Annotated in this window: 24 protein-coding genes and 2 tRNA genes; 4 read left to right on the top strand and 22 right to left on the bottom strand. The window is 65.0% G+C overall.

The genetic code is table 11. From position 1 onward, the window contains the following. Window positions 1-137 precede the first annotated feature (137 nt). The 6 genes from DFO68_RS06500 to ampD all read right to left on the bottom strand — a co-directional run bounded on the left by DFO68_RS06500 (window position 138) and on the right by ampD (window position 7967). The gene (locus DFO68_RS06500; RefSeq protein ID WP_133482867.1) at window positions 138-896 is read right to left on the bottom strand and encodes a class I SAM-dependent methyltransferase; all 759 of its coding nucleotides are present in this window, start codon (window positions 894-896) and stop codon (window positions 138-140) included. Continuing rightward, entirely contained in the window at window positions 893-1597 is a 705-nt protein-coding gene (gene tsaB / locus DFO68_RS06495) for a tRNA (adenosine(37)-N6)-threonylcarbamoyltransferase complex dimerization subunit type 1 TsaB (RefSeq protein ID WP_133482866.1), read from the bottom strand. Before tsaB ends, DFO68_RS06500 begins: the two co-directional genes overlap by 4 nt. A gap of 107 nt (window positions 1598-1704) precedes the next feature. Further along, entirely contained in the window at window positions 1705-2361 is a 657-nt protein-coding gene (gene adk / locus DFO68_RS06490; protein ID WP_133482865.1) for an adenylate kinase, read from the bottom strand. 237 nt (window positions 2362-2598) lie between these two features. Next, window positions 2599-4311: a dihydrolipoyllysine-residue acetyltransferase gene (gene aceF / locus DFO68_RS06485; protein ID WP_133482864.1), complete on the bottom strand. Its 1713-nt coding sequence runs from the start codon at window positions 4309-4311 to the stop codon at window positions 2599-2601. A gap of 76 nt (window positions 4312-4387) precedes the next feature. Beyond that, window positions 4388-7066 carry a pyruvate dehydrogenase (acetyl-transferring), homodimeric type gene (gene aceE, locus DFO68_RS06480; RefSeq protein ID WP_133482863.1) on the bottom strand — a complete coding sequence of 893 codons (2679 nt, stop codon included), beginning with the start codon at window positions 7064-7066 and terminating at the stop codon, window positions 4388-4390. Between the two features lie 337 nt (window positions 7067-7403). Next, window positions 7404-7967, bottom strand: a complete 564-nt coding sequence (gene ampD, locus DFO68_RS06475; RefSeq protein WP_133482862.1) for a 1,6-anhydro-N-acetylmuramyl-L-alanine amidase AmpD — start codon at window positions 7965-7967, stop codon at window positions 7404-7406. 77 nt (window positions 7968-8044) lie between these two features. On the opposite strand from ampD, the gene nadC reads away from it, so the two are divergent. After that, a complete protein-coding gene (nadC, locus tag DFO68_RS06470; protein WP_133482861.1) occupies window positions 8045-8896 on the top strand; it encodes a carboxylating nicotinate-nucleotide diphosphorylase in 852 nt (283 codons plus the stop codon). 16 nt (window positions 8897-8912) lie between these two features. Here nadC and DFO68_RS06465 read toward each other — a convergent pair whose 3' ends face one another. Beyond that, on the bottom strand, window positions 8913-9464 hold the full coding sequence (locus tag DFO68_RS06465) for a GNAT family N-acetyltransferase (protein WP_133482860.1): 552 nt from the start codon (window positions 9462-9464) through the stop codon (window positions 8913-8915). 93 nt (window positions 9465-9557) lie between these two features. Between DFO68_RS06465 and tsaA the strand changes: the two genes are divergently transcribed. Continuing rightward, window positions 9558-10313, top strand: a complete 756-nt coding sequence (gene tsaA, locus DFO68_RS06460; protein WP_133482859.1) for a tRNA (N6-threonylcarbamoyladenosine(37)-N6)-methyltransferase TrmO — start codon at window positions 9558-9560, stop codon at window positions 10311-10313. A gap of 42 nt (window positions 10314-10355) precedes the next feature. On the opposite strand, the gene purC is transcribed toward tsaA, so the two are convergent. Genes purC through dapA form a run of 4 tightly spaced genes read right to left on the bottom strand, consistent with a single transcriptional unit; the run spans window position 10356 to window position 13802 of the window. Beyond that, the gene (gene purC, locus DFO68_RS06455) at window positions 10356-11069 is read right to left on the bottom strand and encodes a phosphoribosylaminoimidazolesuccinocarboxamide synthase (RefSeq protein WP_133482858.1); all 714 of its coding nucleotides are present in this window, start codon (window positions 11067-11069) and stop codon (window positions 10356-10358) included. A 39-nt stretch (window positions 11070-11108) separates the two neighbouring features. Next, window positions 11109-11903, bottom strand: coding sequence for an MBL fold metallo-hydrolase (locus tag DFO68_RS06450; RefSeq protein WP_133482857.1), 795 nt, complete (start codon window positions 11901-11903; stop codon window positions 11109-11111). Further along, window positions 11903-12871, bottom strand: coding sequence for an outer membrane protein assembly factor BamC (locus DFO68_RS06445; RefSeq protein WP_243726446.1), 969 nt, complete (start codon window positions 12869-12871; stop codon window positions 11903-11905). Before DFO68_RS06445 ends, DFO68_RS06450 begins: the two co-directional genes overlap by 1 nt. A gap of 46 nt (window positions 12872-12917) precedes the next feature. Next, window positions 12918-13802, bottom strand: coding sequence for a 4-hydroxy-tetrahydrodipicolinate synthase (dapA, locus tag DFO68_RS06440; RefSeq protein ID WP_133482856.1), 885 nt, complete (start codon window positions 13800-13802; stop codon window positions 12918-12920). 161 nt (window positions 13803-13963) lie between these two features. On the opposite strand from dapA, the gene DFO68_RS06435 reads away from it, so the two are divergent. Further along, window positions 13964-14437, top strand: a complete 474-nt coding sequence (locus DFO68_RS06435) for a peroxiredoxin (RefSeq protein ID WP_133482855.1) — start codon at window positions 13964-13966, stop codon at window positions 14435-14437. A 51-nt stretch (window positions 14438-14488) separates the two neighbouring features. On the opposite strand, the gene DFO68_RS06430 is transcribed toward DFO68_RS06435, so the two are convergent. Both DFO68_RS06430 and DFO68_RS06425 read right to left on the bottom strand, forming a co-directional pair. Next, the gene (locus tag DFO68_RS06430; protein ID WP_133482854.1) at window positions 14489-15589 is read right to left on the bottom strand and encodes an AI-2E family transporter; all 1101 of its coding nucleotides are present in this window, start codon (window positions 15587-15589) and stop codon (window positions 14489-14491) included. After that, window positions 15586-15834, bottom strand: a complete 249-nt coding sequence (locus tag DFO68_RS06425; RefSeq protein ID WP_133482853.1) for a sulfurtransferase TusA family protein — start codon at window positions 15832-15834, stop codon at window positions 15586-15588. The genes DFO68_RS06430 and DFO68_RS06425 overlap by 4 nt, the downstream gene beginning before the upstream one ends. 142 nt (window positions 15835-15976) lie before the next feature. On the opposite strand from DFO68_RS06425, the gene DFO68_RS06420 reads away from it, so the two are divergent. Beyond that, on the top strand, window positions 15977-17479 hold the full coding sequence (locus DFO68_RS06420; protein ID WP_243726445.1) for a M48 family metalloprotease: 1503 nt from the start codon (window positions 15977-15979) through the stop codon (window positions 17477-17479). Window positions 17480-17596: 117 nt separating this feature from the next. Here the strand turns inward: DFO68_RS06420 and nadA are convergent, their stop codons facing one another. The 9 genes from nadA to DFO68_RS06375 all read right to left on the bottom strand — a co-directional run bounded on the left by nadA (window position 17597) and on the right by DFO68_RS06375 (window position 25038). Further along, on the bottom strand, window positions 17597-18628 hold the full coding sequence (nadA, locus tag DFO68_RS06415; protein ID WP_133482851.1) for a quinolinate synthase NadA: 1032 nt from the start codon (window positions 18626-18628) through the stop codon (window positions 17597-17599). Between the two features lie 415 nt (window positions 18629-19043). Continuing rightward, the gene (locus DFO68_RS06410; RefSeq protein ID WP_208107373.1) at window positions 19044-19670 is read right to left on the bottom strand and encodes an AI-2E family transporter; all 627 of its coding nucleotides are present in this window, start codon (window positions 19668-19670) and stop codon (window positions 19044-19046) included. Between the two features lie 147 nt (window positions 19671-19817). After that, complete coding sequence (locus tag DFO68_RS06405; RefSeq protein WP_133482850.1) at window positions 19818-20540, bottom strand: Crp/Fnr family transcriptional regulator; 723 nt, start codon at window positions 20538-20540, stop codon at window positions 19818-19820. A 207-nt stretch (window positions 20541-20747) separates the two neighbouring features. Next, window positions 20748-21467, bottom strand: a complete 720-nt coding sequence (locus tag DFO68_RS06400) for a Crp/Fnr family transcriptional regulator (RefSeq protein WP_133482849.1) — start codon at window positions 21465-21467, stop codon at window positions 20748-20750. A 671-nt stretch (window positions 21468-22138) separates the two neighbouring features. Next, window positions 22139-22214: transfer RNA gene (locus tag DFO68_RS06395), tRNA-Lys, on the bottom strand. Between the two features lie 28 nt (window positions 22215-22242). Beyond that, a tRNA-Lys gene (locus DFO68_RS06390) sits at window positions 22243-22318 on the bottom strand. Window positions 22319-22397: 79 nt separating this feature from the next. Beyond that, window positions 22398-23255 carry a 23S rRNA pseudouridine(2605) synthase RluB gene (gene rluB, locus DFO68_RS06385; RefSeq protein ID WP_133482848.1) on the bottom strand — a complete coding sequence of 286 codons (858 nt, stop codon included), beginning with the start codon at window positions 23253-23255 and terminating at the stop codon, window positions 22398-22400. Then, window positions 23252-24100: an SMC-Scp complex subunit ScpB gene (gene scpB, locus DFO68_RS06380; RefSeq protein WP_133482847.1), complete on the bottom strand. Its 849-nt coding sequence runs from the start codon at window positions 24098-24100 to the stop codon at window positions 23252-23254. The genes rluB and scpB overlap by 4 nt, the downstream gene beginning before the upstream one ends. Further along, window positions 24097-25038 carry a segregation and condensation protein A gene (locus DFO68_RS06375; RefSeq protein ID WP_133482846.1) on the bottom strand — a complete coding sequence of 314 codons (942 nt, stop codon included), beginning with the start codon at window positions 25036-25038 and terminating at the stop codon, window positions 24097-24099. Before DFO68_RS06375 ends, scpB begins: the two co-directional genes overlap by 4 nt. Between the last annotated feature and the right edge of the window lie 139 nt (window positions 25039-25177).

The raw sequence follows: 25177 nt of genomic DNA, 5'->3' as shown, positions 1-25177 counted from the left end.
GCTGCGGCGCGGCGGAGCCTCTTCATGCGTCGCCACTTCCGCGACAACCGCCTCTATGCCACGGTCTTCAACGCGTATCTGCACCCCCTGATCGCCCGCGGCCAGCCGCTGGTCAGTCGGCCACCAGCAGACTGAGCTCAGGCCTCCAGGCGGCGGTGAACATAGAGGTCATAGCGGCTGTTTCGGTCCTCGATGACATGTCGCGGTGACGGCCCCTCGATGGGCGGTGCCTTGCGCGGGCGCTTGACCACCACCCGATGGGTCGCCACGTCCAGCGCCGCCTCGAGCAGCCGCGGGGCATCCGGGTCATTGCCGGCCAGGGTGCGGAAGAGCCGCATCTCCTTCTTGACCAGTGCGGACTTGTCGCGGTGGGGGAACATCGGGTCCAGGTGAATCACCTGGGGTGCCACGGCACCGCTCGCCACCAGCGCCTCCAGCTCTCGCGTCGCGTCGCCATGCACGAGTGTCATGCGTGCGACGATATCGGCAGTCTCGGGATCGAGCCGTGCCCGGGCCAGGCCATCCTCCAGCAGCGCCAGGATCGCCGCGACCCGCTCGATCAACAGCACCTTGGCCCCCAGCCTTGCCAGCACGAAGGCATCGCGCCCGAGCCCCGCGGTGGCATCTACCACCGAGGGCGTGACGCCCCTGGCCAAGCCGCAGGCACGGGCCACCAGCTGGCCACGTCCGCCACCGAAGCGACGGCGATGGCCGGCGCGTCCGGCGACGAAATCCACCGCCAGCGGATGGCCGAAGCGCGTCGGGTCGCCGGCCAGTACCAGACGTTCGCCCTGATGGACCAGCAGCAGCTCGGCTTGGCCCTCAGCGGCCCGGGGCAGGCCGAGGCGAGCCGCAAGCGCCGGGTCCGCCACCCCCACCGGCACGGCAGGCCTCACCGGCCCTTCTGCCAGGCGACCCTGTCGCGCAGATAGACCGGCTGCACCGCATGAGGCGGCCGGCCCTCGCCGGCGACGAAGTCGCGCACCGCCAGCAGGGCCATGTCCGCGGCATCGGCCTCCGGCTCGGATAGGCAGAGCCCCATGCCGGCCTGCACCTCGGCAGGCATTTGGTCCCACAGGCGCCAGCCGGAGCCGATGCCGACCCAGTCGTGGTCGGCATGGCCAACCGGCAAGCGCAGCCGTGTTGGTGATATCACCGCCTCTTCGTTCAGCGCCACGGGCGAACCATCGCGGCATCCCCAGGCAGCTACGTAGATCTCGCCCATACGCGCATCCAGCGCGGTGATCAGCCAGCGGTAATGGTGGCGACGATGGGCCCCCAGCGCCAGTGCCTCGAGGGTGGAGACGCCGATCAACGGCCGGTCGAGGCCGAAAGCGAGCCCCTGTGCGACCCCAGCGGCGATGCGCAATCCAGTGAAGGAGCCCGGCCCCCGACCATAGGCGACGGCATCCAGCGCCGAGGCCGGCAAGCCTGCCTCGGCGAGCACTTCGTCGACCATCGGCAGCAGCCGTCGGGTGTGCTCTCGCGGGGTCACAGCGAAGCGTGAGATCAGTTCGTCGCCAAGGCCCTCACGACGCTGCAGAAGGGCGGCGGAACAGGCGCTCGAGGAGGTATCCAGGGCCAGCAGGATCGGCATGGGCAAGAGGTCGCAGCAGCAAATATCGAAGCATTATACGCACGTCGTCTGCACCGACGAAGGCCCACACGCGGGCAGGCCTTGATCACAGGTGAAATGCGAAGGGCTCAGCCTTCCAGGGCCTCGATCACGCGGGTGGTGATGTCGTCGATGCTGCCCACCCCTTCGACGCGATGGTAGGCGGGGGCTGTCTCGGGATCCTCTTTGGCCCACTGCCGGTAATAGTCAACCAGCGGTGCGGTCTGCTCGTGATAGACCGCTAGACGGTTGCGCACGGTGGACTCACGGTCGTCCTCACGCTGGACAAGCGGCTCGCCGGTGACGTCATCCTTGCCCTCTTCCTTGGGTGGCTGGTACTCGAGGTGATAGACACGACCGGAGCCCGGATGCACGCGGCGGCCGGCCAGGCGCTTGACGATCTCCTCGTCGTCCACGGCGATCTCCAGCACGTGGTCGATCTTGACCTCGGCATCCTTCATGGCCTGGGCCTGGGGAATGGTGCGCGGGAAACCGTCAAACAGGAAACCGTTGGCGCAGTCGGGCTGGCTGATGCGCTCCTTGACCAGGGCAATGATGATGTCGTCAGACACCAGGCCGCCGCTGTTCATGATCTCCTTGGCCTTGAGCCCCAGCTCGCTGCCCTCCTTCACCGCGGCGCGCAGCATGTCGCCGGTGGATATCTGCGGGATGTTGTATCGCTCGCAGATGAACTGGGCCTGGGTGCCCTTGCCGGCGCCGGGGGCGCCCAACAGGATCAAACGCATCTGACTGCTCCTTATAAGTGTGTTTGTGGTCGACGAAGAAAGGTAAGGAGCGAACGATAACCGCGCCGCCGGACCCAGACAAGCGAAGGGACCGCCGACAGGCCGACAAAAACAGAAAAAAGGTCGGCGTATCAACTTACTAGCAGCCGAATAGCACTTTGGTCTGCCCCGGGTAACAAATCCGCTATAACGGACGACGGCGCCTTACGGCGCCGTCGTATCCGGCCATGTGGCGACCTACAGCAGCAGGCGACGGATATCTGTCAGCAGCTGACCCAGCAGGGCGGTGAAGCGCGCCGCATCGGCGCCGTTGACCGCCCGGTGATCATAGGAGAGGCACAGCGGCATCATCAGCCGCGGTTGGAAGGCCTGGCCATCCCACAGCGGTTTCATCTGCGCCTTGGAGATGCCGAGGATGGCCACTTCCGGGGCGTTGACGATCGGTGTGAAGGCGGTGCCGCCGATAGAGCCCAGGCTGGAGATGGTGAAGCAGCCACCGGTCATCTCCTCGCGCTTGAGCTTCTTGGACTGGGCCTTCTTAGCCAGCTCTCCGGACTCCTTGGCCAGCTCAATCAGCGACTTCTGGTTGGCATCACGAATCACCGGTACCATCAGGCCATCCGGGGTGTCCACGGCGACGCCGATATGCACGTACTTCTTGTACACCAGCGTCTCGCCATCGCTTTTCAGGCTGACGTTGAACTGCGGGTACTGGCGCAGTGCAAAGGCACAGGCCTTGATCAGGAAGGGCAGCGGCGTAAGCTTGGCGCCCTGAGCCTCCGCCTCGGCCTTCATTGACTTGCGAAAGGCCTCCAGCTCGGTGATGTCCGCCTCGTCGAACTGAGTGACATGGGGCAGATTGACCCAGCTGCGATGCAGGTTGGTAGCGCCCATCTTCATCAGGCGCCCCATGGGTTTCTCTTCCACCTCACCGAACTGGCTGAAATCCTGATCCGGAATCGGCGGAATCCCGCCCCCGGCAGCCGCGGATGGGGCCGCAGCAGCAGGTGTCTGGGCCTTGCCCTGCATCACCTGCTTGACGTAGGCGTGGACGTCCTCCTTGAGCACGCGCTCCTTCGGGCCGCTGGGCTTGACCAATCCCAGGTCGACGCCCAGCTCACGAGCCAGCATGCGAACCGCCGGACCGGCATGCTCCAGCTTTCCATCGCGGGGCTTATGGGCCGCCATCTGAGCCTCGGGGCTCGGCGAGCCGGCAGGCGTCTCGGCGGGCTTGGTGGCAGGCTCCTCGGCCTGCTGACCGCGCTCAGACGCCGGTTCGGCCTGCTCTTCGCTCTTCTGCTCGGACGGCTTGGTCGCAGACTTGCCGCCGCTGGTCGTTGCGCCGGCCACCTCCATGGTACCGATCACGTCGCCCTCGGAGACGGTATCGCCCTCCTTGACGTTCAGCGAGACCAGCTTGCCGGTATGCGGGCTTGGCACGTCCATGGAGGCCTTGTCGGATTCCAGGGTGATCAGGGGGTCTTCCTCGGCAACCTGGTCACCCTCACTCACTGCCACCTCGATGATCTCCACGTCGCTGTCGCCACCAAGGTCGGGAACCTTGATCTCGACGGTCTTGTTGCCGCTGCCGCGCCGTTTGGCGGCTGGGCTCTGCGCGGCAGCGGCGGGCTGCGACTCGGGCTCCTTTCGTGATTCGGGCTCCTGTTGTGCCTCATTAGATGTCTCGGCCTGATCGTCAGCCTCGCCGCCGCCCTCGACCTCGATCTCGACGATGTCGTCACCCTCAGAGACGGTATCGCCCTCCTTGACCAGCACCTTCAGTACCTTGCCGCCCTTTGGCGTCGGCACGTCCATGCTCGCCTTGTCGGACTCCAGCGTGATCAGGGGGTCCTCGGGGGCGATGACGTCGCCCTCGGCCACCGCGATCTCGATGATCTCCACATCGGTATCGCCACCGATGTCCGGAACTTTGATGATTTCGCTACTCAAGGTCGCGCTCCTTCAAACTTTTGACGGGGACGGGCCTACCAGGCCCGCCATGCCACCGGATCAGTCGGTCGGCGCCTCACACCACAAGCGGGTTGGGCTTGGCCGGGTCGATGCCATACTTCTTGAGCGCCTCGCCGACGACCTTGCGATCCAGTTCGCCACGATCGACCAGCGCCTTGAGCGCGACCACGGTGACGAAGCGGCGATCGACCTCGAAGAAGGCGCGCAGCTTCTCGCGGGTATCGGAGCGACCGAAGCCGTCGGTCCCCAGTACATGATAGTCAGTCGGCACCCAGGCGCGGACCTGGTCGGCGAACAGCTTCATGTAGTCGGTGACGGCGATCGCCGGGCCTTTGCGCTCTTCCAGGCAAGCGGTGACGTGGGGCTTGCCCGGCTCGGCCTCGGGATTGATGAAGGCCTGGCGGTCGATCTCCAGGGCCTCGCGGCGCAGCTCGTTGAAGCTGGTGACGCTCCAGATATCGGCGCCCACGCCCCACTCCTGGGCAAGCATCTCGGCGGCGGCCTCGGCCTCGCGCAGAATGGTGCCGCTGCCCAGCAGCTGAACGCGGCCCTTGTCGCCCTGGGTCTCGCGCAGCAGGTACATGCCCTTGATGATGTCGGCGGCAGGTACCTCGTCGAAGGCCGGGTGCTCGTAGTTCTCGTTCATCACCGTCAGGTAGTAGAAGCAGTTCTCCTTGTCGGTGAACATGCGCTTCAGGCCGTCCTGGACGATCACCGCCACCTCATGGGCATAGGTCGGATCGTAGCTGCGGCAGTTGGGGATCATCGACGCCTGCAGGTGGCTGTGGCCATCCTGGTGCTGCAGCCCCTCGCCGTTGAGGGTAGTGCGCCCGGCGGTGCCGCCGACCAGGAAGCCGCGTGCCTGCATGTCGCCGGCGGCCCAGGCCAGGTCACCGATGCGCTGGAAGCCGAACATCGAGTAGTAGACGTAGAACGGCAGCAGCGGCAGGCCGTGGTTGCTGTAGGAGGTCGCGGCGGCGATCCAGGAGGACATGGCGCCGGCCTCGGTGATGCCCTCCTCAAGTACCTGGCCGGCCTTGTCCTCGCGGTAGTACATCAGCTGGCCCTTATCCATGGGCTCGTACTTCTGGCCCTCGGAGGTGTAGATGCCGAGCTGGCGAAACATGCCCTCCATGCCGAAAGTTCGCGCCTCGTCGGGCACGATCGGCACCACCTGCTTGCCAAAGCCCTTGTGCTTGACCAGGCCGTTGAGAATGCGCACGAAGGCCATGGTCGTGGAGACCTCGCGACCCTTGGAGCCGCCGGTTTGCGAGGCGAAGATCTTGTCGTCGAGGCCCGGGATGTCCAGTGCCTGGAAGTCAGGGTTGCGCGCCGGCAGGTAGCCGCCCAGCCGCTCGCGCTGGAGATGCATGTACTTCATTTCCGGTGAGTCGTCGGCCGGCTTGTAGTAGGGCATCTCGTTTTCGATCGCCTCGTCGGAGACCGGGATGCCGAAGCGGTCGCGAAATTTCTTCAACACCTCCGGGTCGTCGATCGACTTGACCTGATGTGCCTCGTTGTCGGCCTCGCCGCCCGCGGCCCCCAGGCCGTAACCCTTGACGGTGTGCGCCAGGATCACGGTGGGACGCCCGTTGGCATTGTGGAAGGCCTCATGATAGGCCGCGTAGACCTTGAACGGGTCGTGTCCGCCGCGGTTGAGCTTCCAGATGTCCTCGTCGGACAGGTCCTCGACCATCTTGGCGGTCTCGGGGTACTTGCCGAAGAAGTTCTCCCGGGTGTAGGCGCCGCCGTTGGCCTTGCAGTTCTGGTACTCGCCATCGACGGTCTCGTCCATCAGCTTCTGCAGCACCCCCTTGTTGTCCTTCTCGAACAGCGGGTCCCAGAGACGGCCCCAGACCACCTTGAGGACGTTCCAGCCGGCGCCGCGGAATACGCCTTCGAGCTCGTCCATGATACGCGAGTTGCCGCGTACCGGGCCGTCGAGGCGCTGCAGGTTGCAGTTGATGACGAAATTGAGATTGTCGAGCTTCTCGCGGCTGGCCAGGTGGATGGCGCCCAGGGTCTCCGGCTCGTCGCACTCACCGTCGCCCAAGAAAGCCCAGACCTTACGATCGTGCATGGGCTGCAGGCCACGCTGATCGAGGTACTTCATGACATGAGCCTGGTAGATCGCCATGATCGGGCCCAGCCCCATGGACACCGTGGGGAACTGCCAGTACTGCGGCATCAGCCAGGGGTGGGGATAGGACGACAGGCCGTCACCGTCCACCTCCTGGCGAAACTTATCCATCTGCTCCTCGGTAAGACGACCCTCGAGGAAGGAGCGCGCATAGATGCCCGGAGAGCTGTGTCCCTGAATGAACACCAGGTCGCCCTGGAAGTCGCCGTTGGCAGCGCGGAAGAAATGGTTGAAGCCCACGTCATAGAGGGTTGCCGAGGACATGAAGCTGGCCAGATGGCCGCCAATGCCCTTGTTGGCCTTGTTGGCCCGGGTGACCATGGCGGCCATGTTCCAGCGGATCAGCGAACGGATGCGACGTTCCATGAACAGATCACCCGGCATCGGCGGCTCGCGATGCACCGGAATGGTGTTGCGATGCGGGGTGGTCACCGAGAAGGGTACCTGCATGCCATCGCGGCGCACGCGGTCGGCCAGGCGCGTCATCAAGTACCGGGCACGCTCCTCGCCCTCGCGATCCAGGACCGACTCCAGGGAATCCAGCCATTCCGTGGTTTCGACCGGATCGAGATCTTCTCTTGTTTCCAGACTCATAGACGTCTCTCCGAATGAGGGTGGGGGCTAGCGCCCCGCAAAGGGGCGAGTGGCACTCATGTTCGAACGTGCAGACCGACTGCGTCAGGCCTGTAGTTGTTTTACACGGCGGTATATGGCATGCCACGATGATAAGTCGAAGATACCGTAATCTCCGGGTTCTGCCAATTCAAGGAAAAATGGGAAAAGTTTCCATAAAAATAATATTGCACCGCAACACAAGGAATTACGACGTGACCGCCACGCTCGACCCCCGCTTCGAGACAACAGTAGTGAAACTACTGGACAGCGCCCGGCCGTGGCGGGGGGCGCGGCACGCCGTAGCTACCTGTCCCCTTCAAGAACGTAGTCTTTTCAATGCCTGGCGAAAATAGGCCCAGTCGAAGGCGGGCCCCGGGTCGTGCTTGCGAAGCGGCGCCACATGGGCATGGCTGGTGATGCGTGACTCGTCAAGTCCGGGGTAAGACGTCAGCAGGGCCAGGGTGACAGCCGCAAGAGCCTGGTACTGGGCACCGGTGTAGGGGCTGACCTCGTCTCCCTCGAGCTCGATGCCCACGGCAAAGTCGTTCAGCGCCCGCCGCTCGCATTTTCCATCACGCCAGCGCGAGCGGCCGGCATGCCAGGCCCGCGCATGGAAGGGCACGAACTGCACGCACTCCCCGTCACGACGGATCAGCAGATGGGCGGAGACGCGAAGCTCGGCAATGGTCGCGAAAAAAGGGTGTGCCTCAGGGTCGAGCCGATTGGTGAAAAGCCGCTCGATATGTTCACCCCCGAAGTTTCCGGGCGGCAGGCTGATGGCGTGCAGCAGCAGCAGCGAGACCTCCCCGGCGGGGCGTTCGTCCTGGTTGGGCGAGGGCAGCCGCCGAGCGTCCGGTAGCCAGCCATCGTCGATGCGCATGGTTTTTTCCTGACGTCGATGTATGGGGTTCCCTATAATGACCGTCTCACGCTTTTTCGCACAGAGATGGATACGCCATGCATTATCAGCAAGCCCTTGCCGAAGAGATCCGTGACAGTGCCGCCCGGATGCTAACCGAGGATGTCGGCCCCGGAGACATGACCGCCAAGCTGGTGCCCGAGAAGCAGATGGCCCGGGCCCGAGTGATCACCCGCGAGCCGGCGGTGCTGTGCGGCGTGGCCTGGGTCGATGAGCTGTTCCGGCGTCTTGATGCTCGGGTCGCGCTGCACTGGCTGGCTGCCGATGGCGACCGCCTCGAGGCCGGCCAGCCCTTTCTCGAACTGGAGGGCCCCGCGCGCAGCCTGCTCAGCGGGGAGCGGGCCGCGTTGAACCTGCTGCAGACCCTCTCCGCCACGGCGACTCGCACCCGCCACTACGTGGACCTACTCGAGGGAACGGGGGTACGCATGCTGGATACCCGCAAGACACTGCCGGGGCTTCGTCTCGCCCAAAAGTATGCGGTGACCTGCGGGGGCGGCCACAACCACCGCATCGGCCTCTATGATGCTTTCTTGATCAAGGAGAACCACATCGCCGCCTGCGGGAGCATCGCAGCTGCCGTCGATGAGGCAAGGCGCCTCGCCCGCGAGCTGCCGGTTGAGGTGGAGGTGGAGACCTTCGAGGAACTGGATCAGGCGCTCGCCGCCGGAGCCGACGTGATCATGCTCGACAACTTCAACCTCGACGAGATGCGCGAGGCGGTGCGGCGCAACGCCGGGCGGGCCACCCTGGAGGCCTCGGGCAACGTCGACGAGGGCACCCTGCTTGCCATCGCCGAGACCGGTGTGGACTGCATCTCCAGCGGCGCCCTGACCAAGGATATTGCGGCCATCGACCTGTCGATGCGCATCGTCGAGCAACAGGCCTGAGCGACTGAGCGACGTCTCAGGTCTCTACCGCCACCAGCCGCTTGGCGAGGCGCTGGCGGTAGAGCCGCTCGCCGCCACGCTCGACCCAGTCGTCGCCCAGCCGCTGCCAGCCACGGCGCACCAGGCCATCGACCAGCATAGCGCTGGCCTCGATGATGGCCCGGGTCACGCCCTGCTCGAGAAGCAGACGCTCGGCATGCACCAGTAGGGTCGAGCCGATCCCGCGCCGGCTCAGTGACGGCCAGACATAGAGGGTCTCGATCCGCCCGTGGGGAATGTCCAGCTCCAGGAAGCCCACGCAACGGCCCTCGCAGTCGGCGACCAGGGTCGTGTAGAGCATCTGGCGCGCCGCCCATGCACTGCCCTCCCGGGGCAGTGCCATCGCCCAGGCCTGGCGTTGGGCCAGCGAGTAGTGACCGGCCGCGCCCTGCATCACGGCATGATGGAAGACCTCGGCCTGATCGGCGGCGTCCCGCGCTCGGGCCATGCGATAGACGATCCGCGGCCCACGACGACGCCCGGCGGACACGGCCGGCCTGGCGTTGGTATCGATATCGGCATGACGCATATGAGACCTTCCTGAGATAATGATCAACTCAGTAGACTACCCAAGCCCCGCCGCCGGGCCAAGCCATGCGGGCGGATACCCGCAGGATATGCCATGAACGACCGCCCCGCCCAACCCGAGACCTTCCCTCTGACGCCCATCGGCCTGATCGAGAGCGATTTCCCGGACAAGTTCGGTATCCCCCGCCAGCCGGGCCTTGCAGCGGCGGCCCGGGCATCGCTGGTGCTGGTGTCGCCCTTCGACGACCCGCTGGCGGTGAGAGGCCTCGAGACGTTCAGCCATCTGTGGTTGACCTTCATCTTCCACCTCAGTCCCCAGCAGGTCGCCCCGGCGCGCTGGACCCCGTTGGTGCGCCCGCCACGACTGGGCGGCAACGCCAAGGTGGGTGTGTTCGCCAGTCGCAGCACCCACCGCCCCAACCGTCTGGGGCTGTCGCTGGTGGAACTGGTCGAGATCGACACCACTCACGGCGTGCGCCTCAAGCTGCGCGGCGCCGACCTGGTCGACGGCACCCCGGTGCTCGACATCAAGCCCTACCTGCCCTGGGCGGAGGCCCGCCCCGAGGCCCGCGCCGGCTTCGCCCCCGAGGCGCCGCCAAACCTGGCGGTCAGCCTCTCCCCGGAGGCCGAGGCGGTGTTGAGCGCGCGCCCCGACGGTGATGAACTTGGCGAGCTGATCCGCCAGGTGCTGGCCCAGGACCCACGGCCCGCCTATCGCCGCACCCCCGAGGCGCGGGTCTACGGCGTGCGGCTGCGCGATCTGGACGTGCGCTTCCAGGCCCTGCAGGCACCGGCCGGCCACACCACCCTGAGGGTGGTCGAGATCGTCCCGGCCGCGGGCCGGACATGACGAAGGGCCCCGCAGGCCCCTTCTCGCCGCCCTCCAGCTGGCTCAAGCGAAGCTCACGCCGATGCGCCGCCCGACTTCCTCGTAGGCCTCGACCACCCCGCCCAGCCCCTGGCGAAAGCGGTCCTTGTCGAGCTTCTCGCGGGTTTCGGCATCCCACAGGCGGCAGCCGTCCGGGGAGAACTCGTCGCCCAGCACGATCTCGCCTTTGAATAGGCCGAACTCCAGCTTGTAGTCCACCAGCAGCAAGCCACCCTCAGCGAACAGTACCTTAAGCACCTGGTTGACGCGGAAGGTCAGCGCCTTCATCTCGGCCAGCTGCTCGGGAGTCGCCCAGCCGAAAGTTTCGGCCAGCGACTCGTTGATCATGGGATCGTGCAGAGCGTCGTTCTTGAGAAACAGCTCGAAGGTAGGTGGCTCGAGCGCCTGGCCCTCCGTCACGCCGAGGCGCTTGACCAGGCCACCGGCGGCAATATTGCGCACCACGCACTCCACCGGGATCATCTCGAGCCGCTTGACCAGGCTTTCGGTGTCGGAAAGGCGCCGGTCGAAATGAGTGGGGATGCCGGCCGCCTGCAGCGTCTCCATGATGAAGGCATTGAAGCGATTGTTGACCATCCCCTTGCGTGCCAGCGACTCCATGCGCTGGCCGTCGAAGGCGCTGGTGTCGTCGCGGAAGGTCAGGATCAGGCGATCGGGATCATCGGTGGCATAAACCGACTTGGCCTTGCCGGCATAGAGTTCTTGGCGCTTTTCCATGGGGAGCCTCCAGGGGCACGGTACGAGTCAGATGGACGTTCAGTCGAGGGTCTGCCAGCCCAGGCCAGCGTCCTGGGTCGCGACCTTCAGCCGGGATGCGTCGCCGTCGAGCAGCGGCACCAGGGCCTCTAGGGCCAGCTCGGGGCGATTGTTGTGGTCGGAGAGGTGAGAGCAGACGATGCGCTGCAGGCGATCGAGCCCCAGCCGAGCCAACAGCCACGCCGCCTGGCCGTTGGCCAGGTGACCCCAGTCGCCGCCCACCCGTCGCTTGAGGCTCGCCGGATAGGGTCCCTCGGCAAGCATCCGCGAATCGTGGTTGCACTCCAGCACCAGACCGTCGCAGCCGGCAAAGACCTCGATCACATGTGCGCTGGGATGCCCCAGGTCGGTAAGCAGGCCCAGGCATCGCTTGCCGGCGGTGATGCGAAACTGCACCGGCTCCCGGGCGTCGTGGGGCACGGTGACGGGATCGATGGTAAGCCCCTTGACCGCAAACCGGGCCTGGGGGGTGATCCAATGGCGGAGCGGCAGTTCACCGAACCGACCCGACAGCCAGGTGCCCGGCGTCAGGTAGACCGGTAGGCCATGGCGCCGCGCCAGGGGGCCGACGCCACGCCCATGGTCGCCATGCTCATGGGTCACCAGCAGGGCGTCGAGCTGGCGCGGATGCAGCCCCAGGCCGGCCAGGCGACGCTCGGCCTCGCGCAGGGTAAAGCCGCAATCGACTAGCAGATGGGTTTCACCATCGCTGACCAGGGTCGCGTTGCCCTTGCTGCCGCTGCCCAGGGAGGCGAAGGAGAGGCGCCCGCGGCCCTCCGGCACCTTGCCGCTCATCAGTGCAGCAGGCTCGCTACCCGCTCGAGCAGCTCACGCTGGTCCTCGCTGGAAAGCTCTTCTCCCCTGCTGCTGCGGGCCTTGAGCACGGTCTGCTCGGGGCCCTGGGCCTCCAGCACCAGGCGCACCTGCTGCGGCTCCTCACCCAGATTGAGGGTCGCCAGCGAGCGCCAGAAACCGCGCTCGCGATCGCTCCGGGTCAGATAGCTTACCAGGAAGCTGCGCGAGGCTGGATCGCGCTCGAGCAGCTCACGACGCCCCTGCACGGCAAAATCGCGCTCCAGCTGGTGGCTGAGCTCGGCCCACAGGCGGTCCGCCGCAAAGGGCAGAACGACCTGCCAGTCATCGCCACGCTGCTCGAATCGGGCCGGTGCTTGCGTATCGGGCCGCTGAGCGGCCAACGAAGCGGCGCTCGACGCTATGTTGCGCGCCTCGAAGTGGCGCTCCAGCGCGGTCAGGCAGGCCGGCTGAGAGGCGCCGCCCTGCTCACAGTGTATCTCGCTGTCGCCGCTGCGCAGCGCCGGGCGGATAATGAACCTGGCTTGGTCGGTTTCCAGGACGCCACGGCGCGAGTCGCGGGCCGTGACAGTCAAACCACGGCGCTGCACGAAACGCTCGAGCTCGGTCCAGACGGTGGCCGGCTCGGCGCCGACCACCAGCCAGCGCTGGTCGCCGATCGCACGACGCTCGACGTAGCCCCGCTCTCTGGCCCGCCCGGGCGACAGGGCCTGGGGCAGCGGCGCCTCGACCACGCCCTCCTCGGCGGGACGGGTGCCGCCCACCTCGGGCACCGGCATAGCATCACGATAGCGTTCGGCATCGCGGCCTTCCGGCAGCACCAAGGGGGCATTCTCCTCGGCCTCGTTATAGTCAAGGTTGCGATCATGGTAGAAGCCATCACGACCACAGCCGGCCGTGGCCAGAGCGATCACCGCGACCAGCGGCATCCATTTCAGCGCAGAGTTCATGCGTCCACCTTGCCAAGAGTTGTGCGAGAGCCAGTGCCAGGCACCCTCAATCGTCGATCAGCCCTGCCAGCTGCATGGCCTCGCTGACAGTGGAGTGGTACTTCTCGGAGAGCCAGGTCAGCGGCAGTCGGATGCCGGGCGCGATGTAGCCCATGCGATACAGCGCCCACTTCACCGGAATGGGGTTGGACTCGATTCCCAGGTTGGTGTGCAGCGGCATCAGGCGGGTGTTGATCTGGTGAGCTCGATCGGCCCCTCCGGTCACGGCGGCGCTGCACAGCTCATGCATGGCCTTGGGAGCCACGTTGGCCGTCACCGAGATGTCGCCATGGCCGCCCATCAGCATGAAGTCGCAGGCGGTGGCATCATCCCCGGAGTAGAGCATGAAGCCGCTGCCCTTGAGACGCGCGATCAGATCTTCACCACGCTCCAGGTTGCCGGTGGCATCCTTGAGGCCGATGATCTTGTCGACCTCGGCCAGACGCAGCACGGTCTCGTTGTAGATGTCCGAGCAGGTGCGCCCCGGCACATTGTAGAGAATCACCGGCAGGTCGCTGCTCTCGGCGATGGCCTTGAAGTGCCGGTAGAGCCCCTCCTGGGTGGGCTTGTTGTAGTAGGGCGCCACGGTCAAGCAGCAGTCCGCCCCCACCTCGCTGGCATAGCGGGCCAATTCCACCGCCTCGGTGGTGTTGTTGGAGCCTGTGCCGGCGATGACCGGAATGCGCCCATTCACCTCCTCGACCACCGTGCGGATGACATCGAAATGCTCGGCAAACGACATGGTGGTCGGCTCACCGGTGGTCCCGGCCGCGACAATCGCATCGGTGCCATTATCAAGGTGGAAATGCACCAGGCGACGCAGGGCCTCCCAGTCGATATCGCCGTTGACCTTCATCGGCGTCGCCAGCGCGACAATACTGCCAGTGATCATCCTCTCACTACCTCTCGATTCGCCTGTATTCGCGGCTTCGCGTGTCAGGGGCCAAATGGTACTCAGGCCTCGAGAGCCTGTACAGCGACGACTTTACAGTCCGCCAAGGATTGCGTGTAATCGGCACTCTTTCCTTCATCATCTTTACCAGGAGCATCAACATGAGCGTCACCCTCGGCGAGCCCGTTCCGGACTTCACCGCCACTGCCACCGGCGACACCAGCGTCACGCTCTCCGGGCTGAAGGGGAAACACGTGGTGGTCTACTTCTACCCCAAGGCCAGCACCCCCGGATGCACCACCGAGGGCGGCGACTTCCGCGACCGCAAGGCGGCCTTCGATGCCGCCAATACCGTGATTCTCGGCGTCTCCCGGGATGGCCTCCGCGCCCAGGAGAACTTCAAGGCCAAGCAGGGCTTCAACTTTGCGCTGATCTCGGACAAGGATGAGTCGCTGTGCCGGCTGTTCGACGTCATCAAGCCGAAGAAGCTCTACGGAAAGGAGCACCTGGGAATCGAGCGCAGCACCTTCCTGATCGATGCCGACGGCAAGCTCGCCCGCGAATGGCGCGGCGTCAAGGTCAAGGGCCACGCCCAGGAGGTACTGGAGGCTGCCCAGGCCCTGCATGCCGGCTGAATGCCCGGTCGCCGGGCGTGGCGCCGCGCAGCGGTTGTTCGCGCTGGGGGATCACGTCTCGACGGCGGTCTCGCCCGACTCCTGGCGGTAGCGCTGCTTGATGCCTCGCGGCCAGGCATAGACCAGCGCCTTGAGCAGGGTCGCCAGGGGGATGGCGAAAAAGACGCCCCAAAAGCCCCAGATCCCGCCGAAGAAGAGGATCGCCAGGATGATCGATACCGGGTGGATGTTGACCGCCTCAGAGAACAGGATCGGCGACAGGACGTTGCCGTCCAGCGCCTGCAGCACAGCATAGGCGACCAGCACATAGACGAAGTCGTCGGTCAGGCCGAAATGAAAGCCAGCCACCGCCGCCACCGGCAGGGTGGTCACCGCCGCACCAATGTAGGGCACCAGCACGGACAGGCCCACCACCACCGCCAGCAAGGCCGTGTAGGGGAGCCCGAAGTAGGCGAAGGTGAAGAAGGCCACGCTACCGACGATGATGATCTCCACGAACTTGCCGCGCACGTAGTTGGCGATCTGGTCGTCCATCTCCTCCCAGATGCGATTCATCAATTCCCGGCGCTGAGGCAACAGCGAGGTGATGAAGCTTACCAACCGATCGCGATCCTTGAGCATGAAGAACACCAGGATCGGTACCAGGATCAGGTAAACGATCAATGTCAGGACGTTGCCCAGCGACGCCAGCGACAGGGTTAGGGCGCGCTGGCCAAGCTGCGTCACCTGGCGGCCGGCCACGTTGATCCAGTTCTGCATCTGGTCGGGGGTAACCAGATTGGGATAGCGGGCCTGGAGGTCATCCAGCAACTTTTGAACGCTGGCGAACATGCGCGGCGCTTCCTGGACCAGCCCCACCAACTGGTTCCAGATCAAGGGCATCAGGATGAAGGCCAGGGCCAGCAACACCCCGATGAAGGCGAGGAACACCACGAGTACCGACAATAGTCGCGGGATCCTGTGCCGTTCCATCCAGCTCACGGGGCCCTGCAGCAAGAAGGCCACCACCAGGGCGATAAGAAATGGTGCCAGCATGCGCCCGAAGAGAATGACCGCAGTGAAGCCCAGCACTAGCACCACCAGCAGGATCACCGCCTCCTCATCCGAGAAGTAGTGATCCATCCAGCGCCTGAAGACCGATCTCAGGCTCATGAAGGCCGCCCTTCGCCCTTGCGGATCCAGTAATGGTAGACATCGCCGCGCTCTTCCCTGGCCGGCATCTCGTGTGTGCTCTGGGCCACGAAGGTCTCGAAGTCGCGCCAGGAACCCGCATCGGTGGCTATGATCTCCAGCAACTGGCCAGGCGCCAGCTGTGACAGTGCCTGCTTGGCCTTGAGCAGTGGCAAGGGGCAGGGAAGACCGCGGGCATCGAGCAGGTCATCAGGTTGCAGCGCCATGGTGTCTCCCGGGAAAATGCAGTGGCAGGTGCCGGCCCGCAGGACGACACGCAATTCACTGCGATTTAAAGGCACTTTGCAGGCCGAATCAATGTCACATCTGGATACTCCCTTTTGCGCTCTCTCCCTGACGAGGACGGCCATGCTGCATCGAACCGGAACCTGCCTCATTGCCAGTGCCCTGAGCCTGGTGCTTGCTCTGCCGGCCCAGGCCCAGGCCCCCAACCGCTATGAGGCACCCGGGCTGACACGAAGCCCGACGAGCGAGACAGGAGGCGACTTCGGGCTGCCCAGCCTTAGCCGCCAGGGGAGCCAGGCCATCAGTGGGCAAGAGATCCGCCTGGGACGCGCCTGGCTGCGCCAATTTCGTGCCCACGTCCCCCAATGGCAGGATCCCATCGCACAGGACTATATGGAGACGTTGGTGGCTCGGTTGCTGCCTTACAGCGGCCTGACCGATGTCCACCCCGTGGTGACGCTGGTGGCGAGCCGCCAGCTCAATGCCTTCGCCGTGCCTGGTGGCGTGATCGGTGTCAATGCGGGCCTGTTCGCCTTCGCCGAGGGCGAGGCTGAATTGGCCTCGGTGGTCGCCCATGAGCTCGGCCATCTCTCCCAGCGCCACTATGCCCGCGGCCAGGCCCGCGCCGAGCAGACGCAGATCCCCACGGTAGCGGCCATGCTCGCCGGCATGCTGATCGCCGCCGGAGGTGGCGGTAATGCCGGGCTTGCCGCCGCCATGGGCTCCCAGGCGGCCTTCATCCAGGATCAGCTGAGCTATTCGCGACGTTATGAGCAGGAGGCCGACCGTGTGGGGCTGCAGGCCATGGCAGAGGCCGGCTACGACCCGCAGGCCATGGTAGGGATGTTCCGCGCCATGCAGCGCATGGCAAGCCTGCAGGGGGGCTCACCCCCGGAATTCCTGCTCACCCACCCGGTGACCGAGTCGCGCATCAGCGATACCCAGGCACGCGCCGCTCAGATCTCCGTGGCAGGCTCGCGTAACGAGAACCTCCACTACCAGCTGGTGCGGGCTCGAGCACTGCTGGCAATCCATGAGCGTGACCCGCAGCAGGCCAGTACTCGCCTGGCCCAGGACGAGGCACCGGCGGCAGCCCGACGCTACTTAGCCGCCCTGATCGATGCCCAGGCCGGCCACACCGACAGGGCGCTGCATGAACTCGACGCCCTGGCGCAGTCACAACCCGACCTGGCGATGCTGCCGGCCTCGGCGACTCAGGTCGCCCTCGAGGCCGGACGCATCGACGAGGCGATCGCGCGCAGTCGTCGTCAGCTGCGCCTGATGCCGGATTATTCGCTGGCCAACCGGCTGCTCGGCGAGGCCTTGCTGCAGCGTGATCCCGACGAGGCCTACCGTGTGCTGAGCGCCCTGGCCGAGGCCCGACCCGAGGACCCGCAGGTGTTCACCCTGCTCGCCGAGGCCGCCGGCCGCAGTGGTCGCGAGGCCTGGGGACACCTGGCGCGTGCCGAGCAGCTGCAGCTTACCGGCCACATCGATCGCGCCATCGGCCAGCTCGAGGTAGCGAAGGACGTGGCCGAGCGCGAGGGCGATAGCGTCGCCGCCAACCGTATCGCCCAGCGACGCGAGGCCTTCATCGGCTACCGGGAGACGCTGGAGACGTTTTAGCAGCAGGCTGCAAGCCAACAGCGTGAAATCACCCGCAGCAAAAAAGAAACCCCCGGAGGCCTCAGCCTTCGGGGGTTTCTAGCTCGGCGCTTGTAGCTCGACACTGTCAGATCGGCGCTATGACTTCTGGAAGTTGAGCATCCGCTCAAGGGGCTTGAGGGCCGCCTGGCGCAGGGTGTCATCGACGACGATCTCGCCCGAGCCGTCGCGCAGGGTGCCCGCCAGGTTGTCCAGGGCGTTCATCGCCATCCACGGGCAGTGGGCACAGCTCTTGCAGGTCGCGCCGTTGCCGGCGGTGGGCGCCTCGAACAGCGTCTTCTCCGGCACCGCCTGTTGCATCTTGAAGAAAATGCCGCGATCGGTGGCCACGATCAGCTTGTCGTGGGGCAGCTCCTTCGCCGCCTTGATCAGCTGGGAGGTGGAGCCCGCCACATCGGCCAGTTCGACCACCGCGGCCGGCGACTCCGGGTGCACCAGCACCGCGGCATCGGGATAAAGCCCCTTGAGGTCCTCCACACCCTGGGCCTTGAACTCCTCGTGGACGATGCAGGCGCCATCCCACAGCAGCATGTCGGCACCGGTCTGCTTTTGGATGTAGCCTCCCAGGTGCTTGTCCGGGGCCCACAGGATCTTCTCGCCGCGCGCCTGCAGGTGCTCGATCACGTCCACGGCGATCGAGGAGGTCACCACCCAGTCGGCCCGTGCCTTCACTGCCGCGGAGGTATTGGCATAGACCACCACGGTGCGCTCGGGATGGGCGTCGCAGAAAGCCGCGAACTCGTCGGCCGGGCAGCCCACGTCCAGCGAGCAGGTGGCCTCCAGGGTGGGCATCAGCACCCGCTTCTCCGGCGAGAGGATCTTGGCGGTCTCGCCCATGAAGCGCACGCCAGCCACCACCAGGGTATCGGCCTCGTGGCGGGCGCCGAAGCGGGCCATCTCCAGGGAGTCAGCCACGCAGCCGCCGGTTTCCTCGGCCAGCTGCTGGATCGCATCGTCGGTATAGTAGTGCGCCACCAGGACGGCATTGTGGACCTCGAGCAGACGCTTGATCTCCTCGATGCGCGCTTCATCCTCGGCGGGAATGCGGGTGGGGCAGTAGGTGCGTGCGAGCTGCTCGCGCAGATCGGCACGGGAAATCATGATCGTCATCGTGTCTACCACTGTGACCGGCAGGGGCTCCCCCTGCGTTACACCAGGTGCCACCGCTCGTGCTCTCCGCACGGGGCGACACGCCAGAGGGTCAACCGCTGCGTCTCTCGCGATGGCCGACCCAATGACATTCTAGACCAGATTGGCCGGCGATGGTTCGTTGCGGATCAGAAAAGTGCGGGCCGAGAGGCCTGGCTCGTGCTATGCGGTCGGCTCGAGGCGATTCGCGGTATCGATGGCATCGGTGTGTTAGCGCACCGACGGCGGCCTGCCTTTCTCAAGTCCTGACATCCCGGCTGCTCAACGAATACCTCAGGCTGGCCTTGAGCTCGGACGAAGAATGCCGTCAAGGGAACCGCAAGTATCATGCCGATGATGCCATCCAGGGCCGCGCCCCAGAAGAACAAAGAAATAATCACGAGAGCAGGGTAAAGAACAGGAACAGGGGCACGAAACTTATCCCCGCCAGCAGCCCAAGATTGGACATGATGGCCGTGCCCGGGTTATCCGTAACTGCCAGGGCTGGCTGGGCCTCCGCCCCACCGCTGCTCTCCATGCTGATGGAAATCATGGAGCTGAGTCCCGGGAAGTGAGTGGAGAAATGTTCCTCCCAGTTTGCCAGTGTGTCGGGCAAGAGGGTCATCAACTGGACGGTCTGGCTGACAAGAAGCGGGACGAGAAGGTAGACCAAGCCGGCGATACCCACAAAGAAGACTACCAGAATAAGCAGGATGACCAGCAAGTTCGGCAAGTGAAGCCGCCTCTCGAGAAGCTCCACCACGGGATGAAGAACCAGTGCCAGAACAACGGCAATGGCGAGCGGCATCAGCAGATTGTAAAAGGAATTCAGAATCCAGCCGAATGCCCACACCATGATGCCGACCAGGAAGGTCAGCACAGCCAGCGATAACAGTACCGCCGTGTAGCGAAACAAGCGAAGCTCGGCGACATTGAACAGTCGCTTGTCAGGAGACGTCGTCGGTGAGTACTGGCTGGAAACTCTCGCCCCGCCAGCCAAAGGAGTCTGCCTGTGATCGGGCATTGTAAATTCCTGCGCTACGGGTTGCTGGCGGGTTTACCCGACAGCAACGGTTCGTCTTCGGCCACTATTGAAGCTGCGGTCGGTCTCTTGGCTGATCCGAATGCCAGGCCATGCCTGAAGCACCGTTCGGGATACTCCTCGACGACGTCATGGTGCCTCGCCTTCGGTGATGACCCCACGATAGATGCTTCGATCGACTGCATAGCAGCCACAGGAGGCCTCGATCAAACCCGCTCGATCAATCACCGAGATATCACCGCGGTGGTAACTGATCAGCTCCCGACCCTGAAGGGACATGGCCGCCAGGGTGATGCCGGCGCGTCTCACTCCCAGCATCATGGCCAGGAATTCATGGGTGAGATGCAGCATTTCGGTGTGCGTTCGGTCCTGGGTCATCAATAGCCAACGCGCCAGTCGTGCCTCCACTGGGTGAAAGTGGCTACAAGCTGCCGTACGTGCCAGCTGGTGCATCAGCACATGCAGATAACGGTTGAGCAGCCCCTGCAGGACCGGACTCCCCGCCAACAGGTGCTGGAAGCCAGCAGCCGGTATGCGCAGCGCCGACCCGCCCCCCTGCACCAGGGCGAGTAGCGGGGATGTCCCGACGCCCAGGATCAGCGAAACGCCGAACATCCCTTCGCTACCGGCCATCGCCACCTCAAGCCGCTCGCCGTCATTCAGGCTCGCGATCAGTGAAATGACGCTGGTCTGCGGGAAATAGACGTGCGACAGAGGTTCATCGGCGGCGACGAGCACCTCGCCGAATACCAGCTCGACGGTTTCGCTGGACGCCACCAGCAGATCTCTCTCGCGACCTGGCAAGCTATCGACAAGGCGGTTGGCCGTCGGGGTGTGAGATGAAGGTTGCATGGGCACGCTCCTGGTTGGAAACCGGCAACGGCGCATGGCAAACCACCGCTTGGCTCCAACGTCGGCGGCAGACGGAGAGTCATCGAGCATACGCCACGAGCCGCCACATCATACTGGCAGGCTTATCGGCACGCGTCGGTGCGCCAGGAGACACACACGCTGGAAGCGCTGAGCGAGAGCCGATCGGTCCAGGTCGCAGATGGCACCTTATCCTGGTCGACGATAGCTCAGCAGGCGATCGTACTCCTTCTTGACAACCGCATAGCACTCACAGACCCGCGATTCCAGGCCAGGCCTGTCGAGGATACTGATGCGTCCCCGATGATAGGAGATCAGCCCAGCCTTCTGCAGCTTGCCCGCCGACTCGGTGACACCCTCGCGACGGACGCCAAGCATGTTGGCGATCAGCTCCTGGGTCATGACCAGCTCATTGGTCGGCAAGCGATCCAGGCTCAGCAACAGCCAGCGACACAGCTGCTGATCCAGGCTGTGATGCCGGTTGCATACCGCCGTCTGCGCCATCTGGGTGATCAGCGCCTGGGTATAGCGCAAGAGCAGATACTGCAGGGTCGAGGCGCGATCGAATTCGTCCTTCAGCAACGGCCCCCTGAGGCGATAGGCGCCACCGGCACTCTGCACCACGGCCCGGCTCGGCGTGGTTTCGCCGCCCATGAACAGCGAGATGCCGACGATGCCCTCGGCACCGACAACGGCAATTTCCGTCGAATCACCGTCTTGCATGACACAGAGCAGTGATACGATGGCGTCCGTCGGAAAGTAGACGTGCTGCATCACCTTTCCCGACTCGACCAGCGACTGCCCGAGCACCAGCTCAACCCGCTCGAGGTGGGGCGCCAGGCGCTGGTATTCATTCATCGGCAAGGCTGCCAGCAGGTGATTCTGACGAGGGTCAAGTTGCACGGCCATGGCGGAACCTCATGTGACCTGGACAGGCCTGTCCCGACCAAAGGAGTCGAAACTGTCACTTTGCCCCAGGCCAATAGACAAGAGATAGCTCCACCTCCATCGGCTCGCCGAGGATGGGCACGAGAGGACAAAGCTATGTATTGTACGCTAGCGCACAGTTGTCACGGTGTCATCTAACTACGCTCGGAATACTGGCCCACCCACGGATCACAGGTCGGGTAGTGCGCGCCTCATCACGCTCAGCATCGGCATCATCCTCTACCGTCACCATGTACGGTAACGCACAGAAGGCAGGTCACCGGTGGCTTATTCTCAGCATGGGTGAGGCAAGGGAGTAGCCTGTACAGGGAGTTTCACCATGCGTCGCATGGACCGCGACGCCATCACTACAACCTTGGCACAGCATCCTGACACGGGATAATGCGTCGCAGAGGATTACTCAATGAACAACATCGTCTATATCGTCGGCGCCGTCGTGATCGTGCTAGTGGTGCTGTCCGCCCTCGGCCTACGTTGAATCAAACGAGGAGACCGCCTGTCGCAAAGGCCTGCTCGACGCGACTCAAGGGAAATCCCATGGAAAAGTCGAGCCCCTAAGTCAAGCCGCTCTTCGAGCCCCTATAGAAAAAGCACCCTCGCTTCCAGGAAGCAAGGGTGCTTTTTCGGGTAAGTGGTGGGTCGTGTAGGATTCGAACCTACGACCAATTGGTTAAAAGCCAACTGCTCTACCAACTGAGCTAACGACCCATGGCGCCATGAACGCCTCAGGTCCGAATGGTGGGTCGTGTAGGATTCGAACCTACGACCAATTGGTTAAAAGCCAACTGCTCTACCAACTGAGCTAACGACCCATTCGAACGGGGGCAGATATTACTGATCCACCCCCATGATGGCAAGCGCTTTTTGCCTTTGGCCGCAGGGCAAGGCCTCTCAGCGACCGCGCTGGGCCTTGGGCTTGCGCATGGCCTGTACCGGCCGGCGCTTGTGCTTGTCACGACTCCAGCGATTCCTCTCGTCCGGGGTCAGTTCCGGCACCTTGCGCGGCGCAAGCCCGGCCGTCGCCGACAGGTCATCGATCTCGTCCTGGGAAAGCTCCACCCACTCGCCGGCCTTGGTCCGCTTGTCGAGGAAGATGTTGCCGTAACGCACTCGCTTGAGGCGGCTGACGGTGAGCCCCTGGGACTCCCACAGCCGACGCACCTCGCGATTGCGGCCCTCCATGATCACCACGTGAAACCAGGTGTTGATACCTTCACCGCCGAACTCCTGAACGTCAGTGAAGCGCGCCGGGCCGTCGTCGAGCATCACGCCCTCAACCATGGCCACCACCTGCTCCTTCTTCACCTCACCCATCACGCGCACGGCATATTCCCGCTCCACCTCGGTGGAAGGATGCATCAGCTTGTTGGCCAGCTCCCCATCGGTGGTGAACAGCAGCAGGCCGCTGGTGTTGATGTCCAGGCGGCCGATGGCGATCCAGCGCTCGCCCTTGAGGCGCGGCAGGCGATCGAAGACCGTGCGCCGCCCCTCCGGGTCCTTGCGGGTACATAGCTCGCCCTCGGGTTTGTTGTACATGATCACCCGGCGCGGCACCTCCTCGGCACCACGCAGGGTGACGGGGCGGTCGTCGACGGCTACCCGGTCGCGCATCTCGATGCGATCGCCCAGGGTCGCCAGCTTGCCGTTGACCTTGACCCGGCCCTCGGCGATGGCCGCTTCCATCTCGCGGCGCGAGCCCAGCCCGGCTCGCGCCAGAACCTTCTGCAGTTTCTCGGTGGTCGTGCTCATCGGTCATCATTCTCGCTGGATGTGGATTCCGCCCCCGGGGCAGCGTCATCGGCGACGCGACCCCGGGCACGTTCGGAGAGGCGAGCCTCCAGATCGGCGAAGCTCAGCCCTGTCCGCTCGGACGCCGTCCCGGCGTGTTCGTCTTCGTCGGCCCTCCCGGCCGTCGTCTCGGTAGCCTCCGCTGCCGCCGCGGCAGTTTGCGGGGCGCCCTTGCCGCCCCTCTCGGGCGAATCCTCTGCCGCCTCGTCCGCCTGGGCAAGCAGCTCGTGCTGAAGAGGCGGGGCCTCCTCCTCCAGGATCGGCTCCTCGAAATGCTTGAGCTCGTGCATCGGCGGCAGCTCGTCGAGGGTCTTGAGGCCGAAGTCGTCGAGGAAGCGTCGCGTGGTGGCATAGACCGCCGGGCGGCCCGGCACGTCACGGTGGCCCACCACGCGAATCCAGCCGCGGTCGAGCAGGGTGCGCACGATCGAGCCGCTCACCGTCACGCCCCGCACCTCCTCGATGTCGCCGCGGGTCACCGGCTGGCGATAGGCGATCAGCGCCAGGGTCTCCAGCAGCGCCCGGGAGTAGCGCTGGGGCCGCTCGTCCCACAGCCGCGACACCCAGGGCGAGAGGCGCGGCCGGATGCGCAGCTGGTAGCCCGAGGCAGTCTCGATCAGCTCCATGGCCCCGCATTCGTGGCGGCCCCCCAGGCGTTCCAGGGCCTCACGCAGGGCGCGCCGCGGCGGGCGCTCGTGGTCATCGAACAACCCCTCCAGGCGCTCCAGCCCCAGCGGCTCACCGGCCGCCAGCAGCGCCGCCTCGAGAATCTCATCCAGGGCATCGGGAAACTCCATGGCGGTCATGCCGGATCGCTCCCGTCCGGGTTTTCGCGACGCTCATCATCGAAGGGTCTCTCGCCGCCCTCGCCCTCCTCCAGGGTGGTCTCCGCCTCGAAGGCTTCCTGCTCGTCCAGCCGCGCCCGCACGTGGATCGGCGAGAGCGGGGCATTCTGCACGATCTCAATCATCGCCTCCTTGGCGAGCTCGAGGATCGCCATGAAGGTGACGATCACCCCGGCCCGCCCCTCCTCCAGGGTGAACAGCGCCTCGAAGGCGGTGTAGTGCTCGTGGTCCAGGCGCTCCATGATCGCCAGCATGCGCTCCCGGGTCGAGAGCCCCTCGCGGCTGATCTGGTGGGCCTGGTTGAGCTCCGCGCGGCGCAGGATGCCGGCCAGGGCCCCGAGCAGCTCGTCGAGCGCCACGTCAGGGTGGATCACCCGTGCCTCCAGGGACGGCAGGGCCGCCCGGGCCGGAAACCAGTCGCGCCCCAGGCGCGGCAGCTCGGCCAGCGACTCGGCGGCGTGCTTGAGCCGTTCGTACTCCTGCAGCCGGCGAATCAGCTCGGCCCGCGGGTCCTGCTCCTCGTCGTCGCCGCCCTGCTTGGGCGGGCGTGGCAGCAGGGTGCGCGACTTGATTTCGGCTAGCATCGCCGCCATCAGCAGGTACTCGCCGGCCAGCTCGATCTCCATGGCCTTCATCAGCTCCACGTACTCAATGTACTGGTGGGTGATGGCGGCCACATCGATGGCCAGGATATCCAGGTTCTGGCGGCGGATCAGGTAGAGCAGCAGATCCAGCGGCCCCTCGAAGGCTTCTAGAAACACCCGCAGCGCCTCAGGGGGAATATAGAGATCCTCAGGCAGCTGGGTGATCGGCTCGTCAAACAGCCTTCCCAGCACCTCGGCGTGGCCGGCCGCGGCATCGGTCCGTTGAGGGCTGACGGTATCAGGGGTGGCGCTCACGCGGCGTGCCTCTCCGGGGACGCAGGATCAACGGGGCAGTTTAGCAAGAGCTCAGCGCAGGAGACAGCTCAGAGAGGCGAGGATAATGACCAGGCGGTCAATCACCCTCAGTCACTGGTATCCTATTCGGGCCAACATT

It is taken from the genome of Halomonas ventosae (assembly GCF_004361885.1).
GTDB classification, from domain to species: Bacteria; Pseudomonadota; Gammaproteobacteria; order Pseudomonadales; family Halomonadaceae; genus Halomonas; species Halomonas ventosae_C.
This window is presented reverse-complemented; position numbering and strand designations above follow the sequence as displayed.

Bases quoted from the DNA above. Each gene is read 5' to 3' on its own strand.
- tsaB (WP_133482866.1), bottom strand. From the start codon at position 1,597: ATGCCGATCCTGCTGGCCCTGGATACCTCCTCGAGCGCCTGTTCCGCC.
- adk (WP_133482865.1), bottom strand. From the start codon at position 2,361: ATGCGTTTGATCCTGTTGGGCGCCCCCGGCGCCGGCAAGGGCACCCAG.
- aceE (WP_133482863.1), bottom strand. From the start codon at position 7,066: ATGAGTCTGGAAACAAGAGAAGATCTCGATCCGGTCGAAACCACGGAA.
- ampD (WP_133482862.1), bottom strand. From the start codon at position 7,967: ATGCGCATCGACGATGGCTGGCTACCGGACGCTCGGCGGCTGCCCTCG.
- nadC (WP_133482861.1), top strand. From the start codon at position 8,045: ATGCATTATCAGCAAGCCCTTGCCGAAGAGATCCGTGACAGTGCCGCC.
- DFO68_RS06465 (WP_133482860.1), bottom strand. From the start codon at position 9,464: ATGCGTCATGCCGATATCGATACCAACGCCAGGCCGGCCGTGTCCGCC.
- tsaA (WP_133482859.1), top strand. From the start codon at position 9,558: ATGAACGACCGCCCCGCCCAACCCGAGACCTTCCCTCTGACGCCCATC.
- purC (WP_133482858.1), bottom strand. From the start codon at position 11,069: ATGGAAAAGCGCCAAGAACTCTATGCCGGCAAGGCCAAGTCGGTTTAT.
- DFO68_RS06450 (WP_133482857.1), bottom strand. From the start codon at position 11,903: ATGAGCGGCAAGGTGCCGGAGGGCCGCGGGCGCCTCTCCTTCGCCTCC.
- DFO68_RS06445 (WP_243726446.1), bottom strand. From the start codon at position 12,871: ATGAACTCTGCGCTGAAATGGATGCCGCTGGTCGCGGTGATCGCTCTG.
- dapA (WP_133482856.1), bottom strand. From the start codon at position 13,802: ATGATCACTGGCAGTATTGTCGCGCTGGCGACGCCGATGAAGGTCAAC.
- DFO68_RS06435 (WP_133482855.1), top strand. From the start codon at position 13,964: ATGAGCGTCACCCTCGGCGAGCCCGTTCCGGACTTCACCGCCACTGCC.
- DFO68_RS06430 (WP_133482854.1), bottom strand. From the start codon at position 15,589: ATGAGCCTGAGATCGGTCTTCAGGCGCTGGATGGATCACTACTTCTCG.
- DFO68_RS06425 (WP_133482853.1), bottom strand. From the start codon at position 15,834: ATGGCGCTGCAACCTGATGACCTGCTCGATGCCCGCGGTCTTCCCTGC.
- DFO68_RS06420 (WP_243726445.1), top strand. From the start codon at position 15,977: ATGCTGCATCGAACCGGAACCTGCCTCATTGCCAGTGCCCTGAGCCTG.
- nadA (WP_133482851.1), bottom strand. From the start codon at position 18,628: ATGACGATCATGATTTCCCGTGCCGATCTGCGCGAGCAGCTCGCACGC.
- DFO68_RS06410 (WP_208107373.1), bottom strand. From the start codon at position 19,670: ATGCCCGATCACAGGCAGACTCCTTTGGCTGGCGGGGCGAGAGTTTCC.
- DFO68_RS06405 (WP_133482850.1), bottom strand. From the start codon at position 20,540: ATGCAACCTTCATCTCACACCCCGACGGCCAACCGCCTTGTCGATAGC.
- DFO68_RS06400 (WP_133482849.1), bottom strand. From the start codon at position 21,467: ATGGCCGTGCAACTTGACCCTCGTCAGAATCACCTGCTGGCAGCCTTG.
- rluB (WP_133482848.1), bottom strand. From the start codon at position 23,255: ATGAGCACGACCACCGAGAAACTGCAGAAGGTTCTGGCGCGAGCCGGG.
- scpB (WP_133482847.1), bottom strand. From the start codon at position 24,100: ATGACCGCCATGGAGTTTCCCGATGCCCTGGATGAGATTCTCGAGGCG.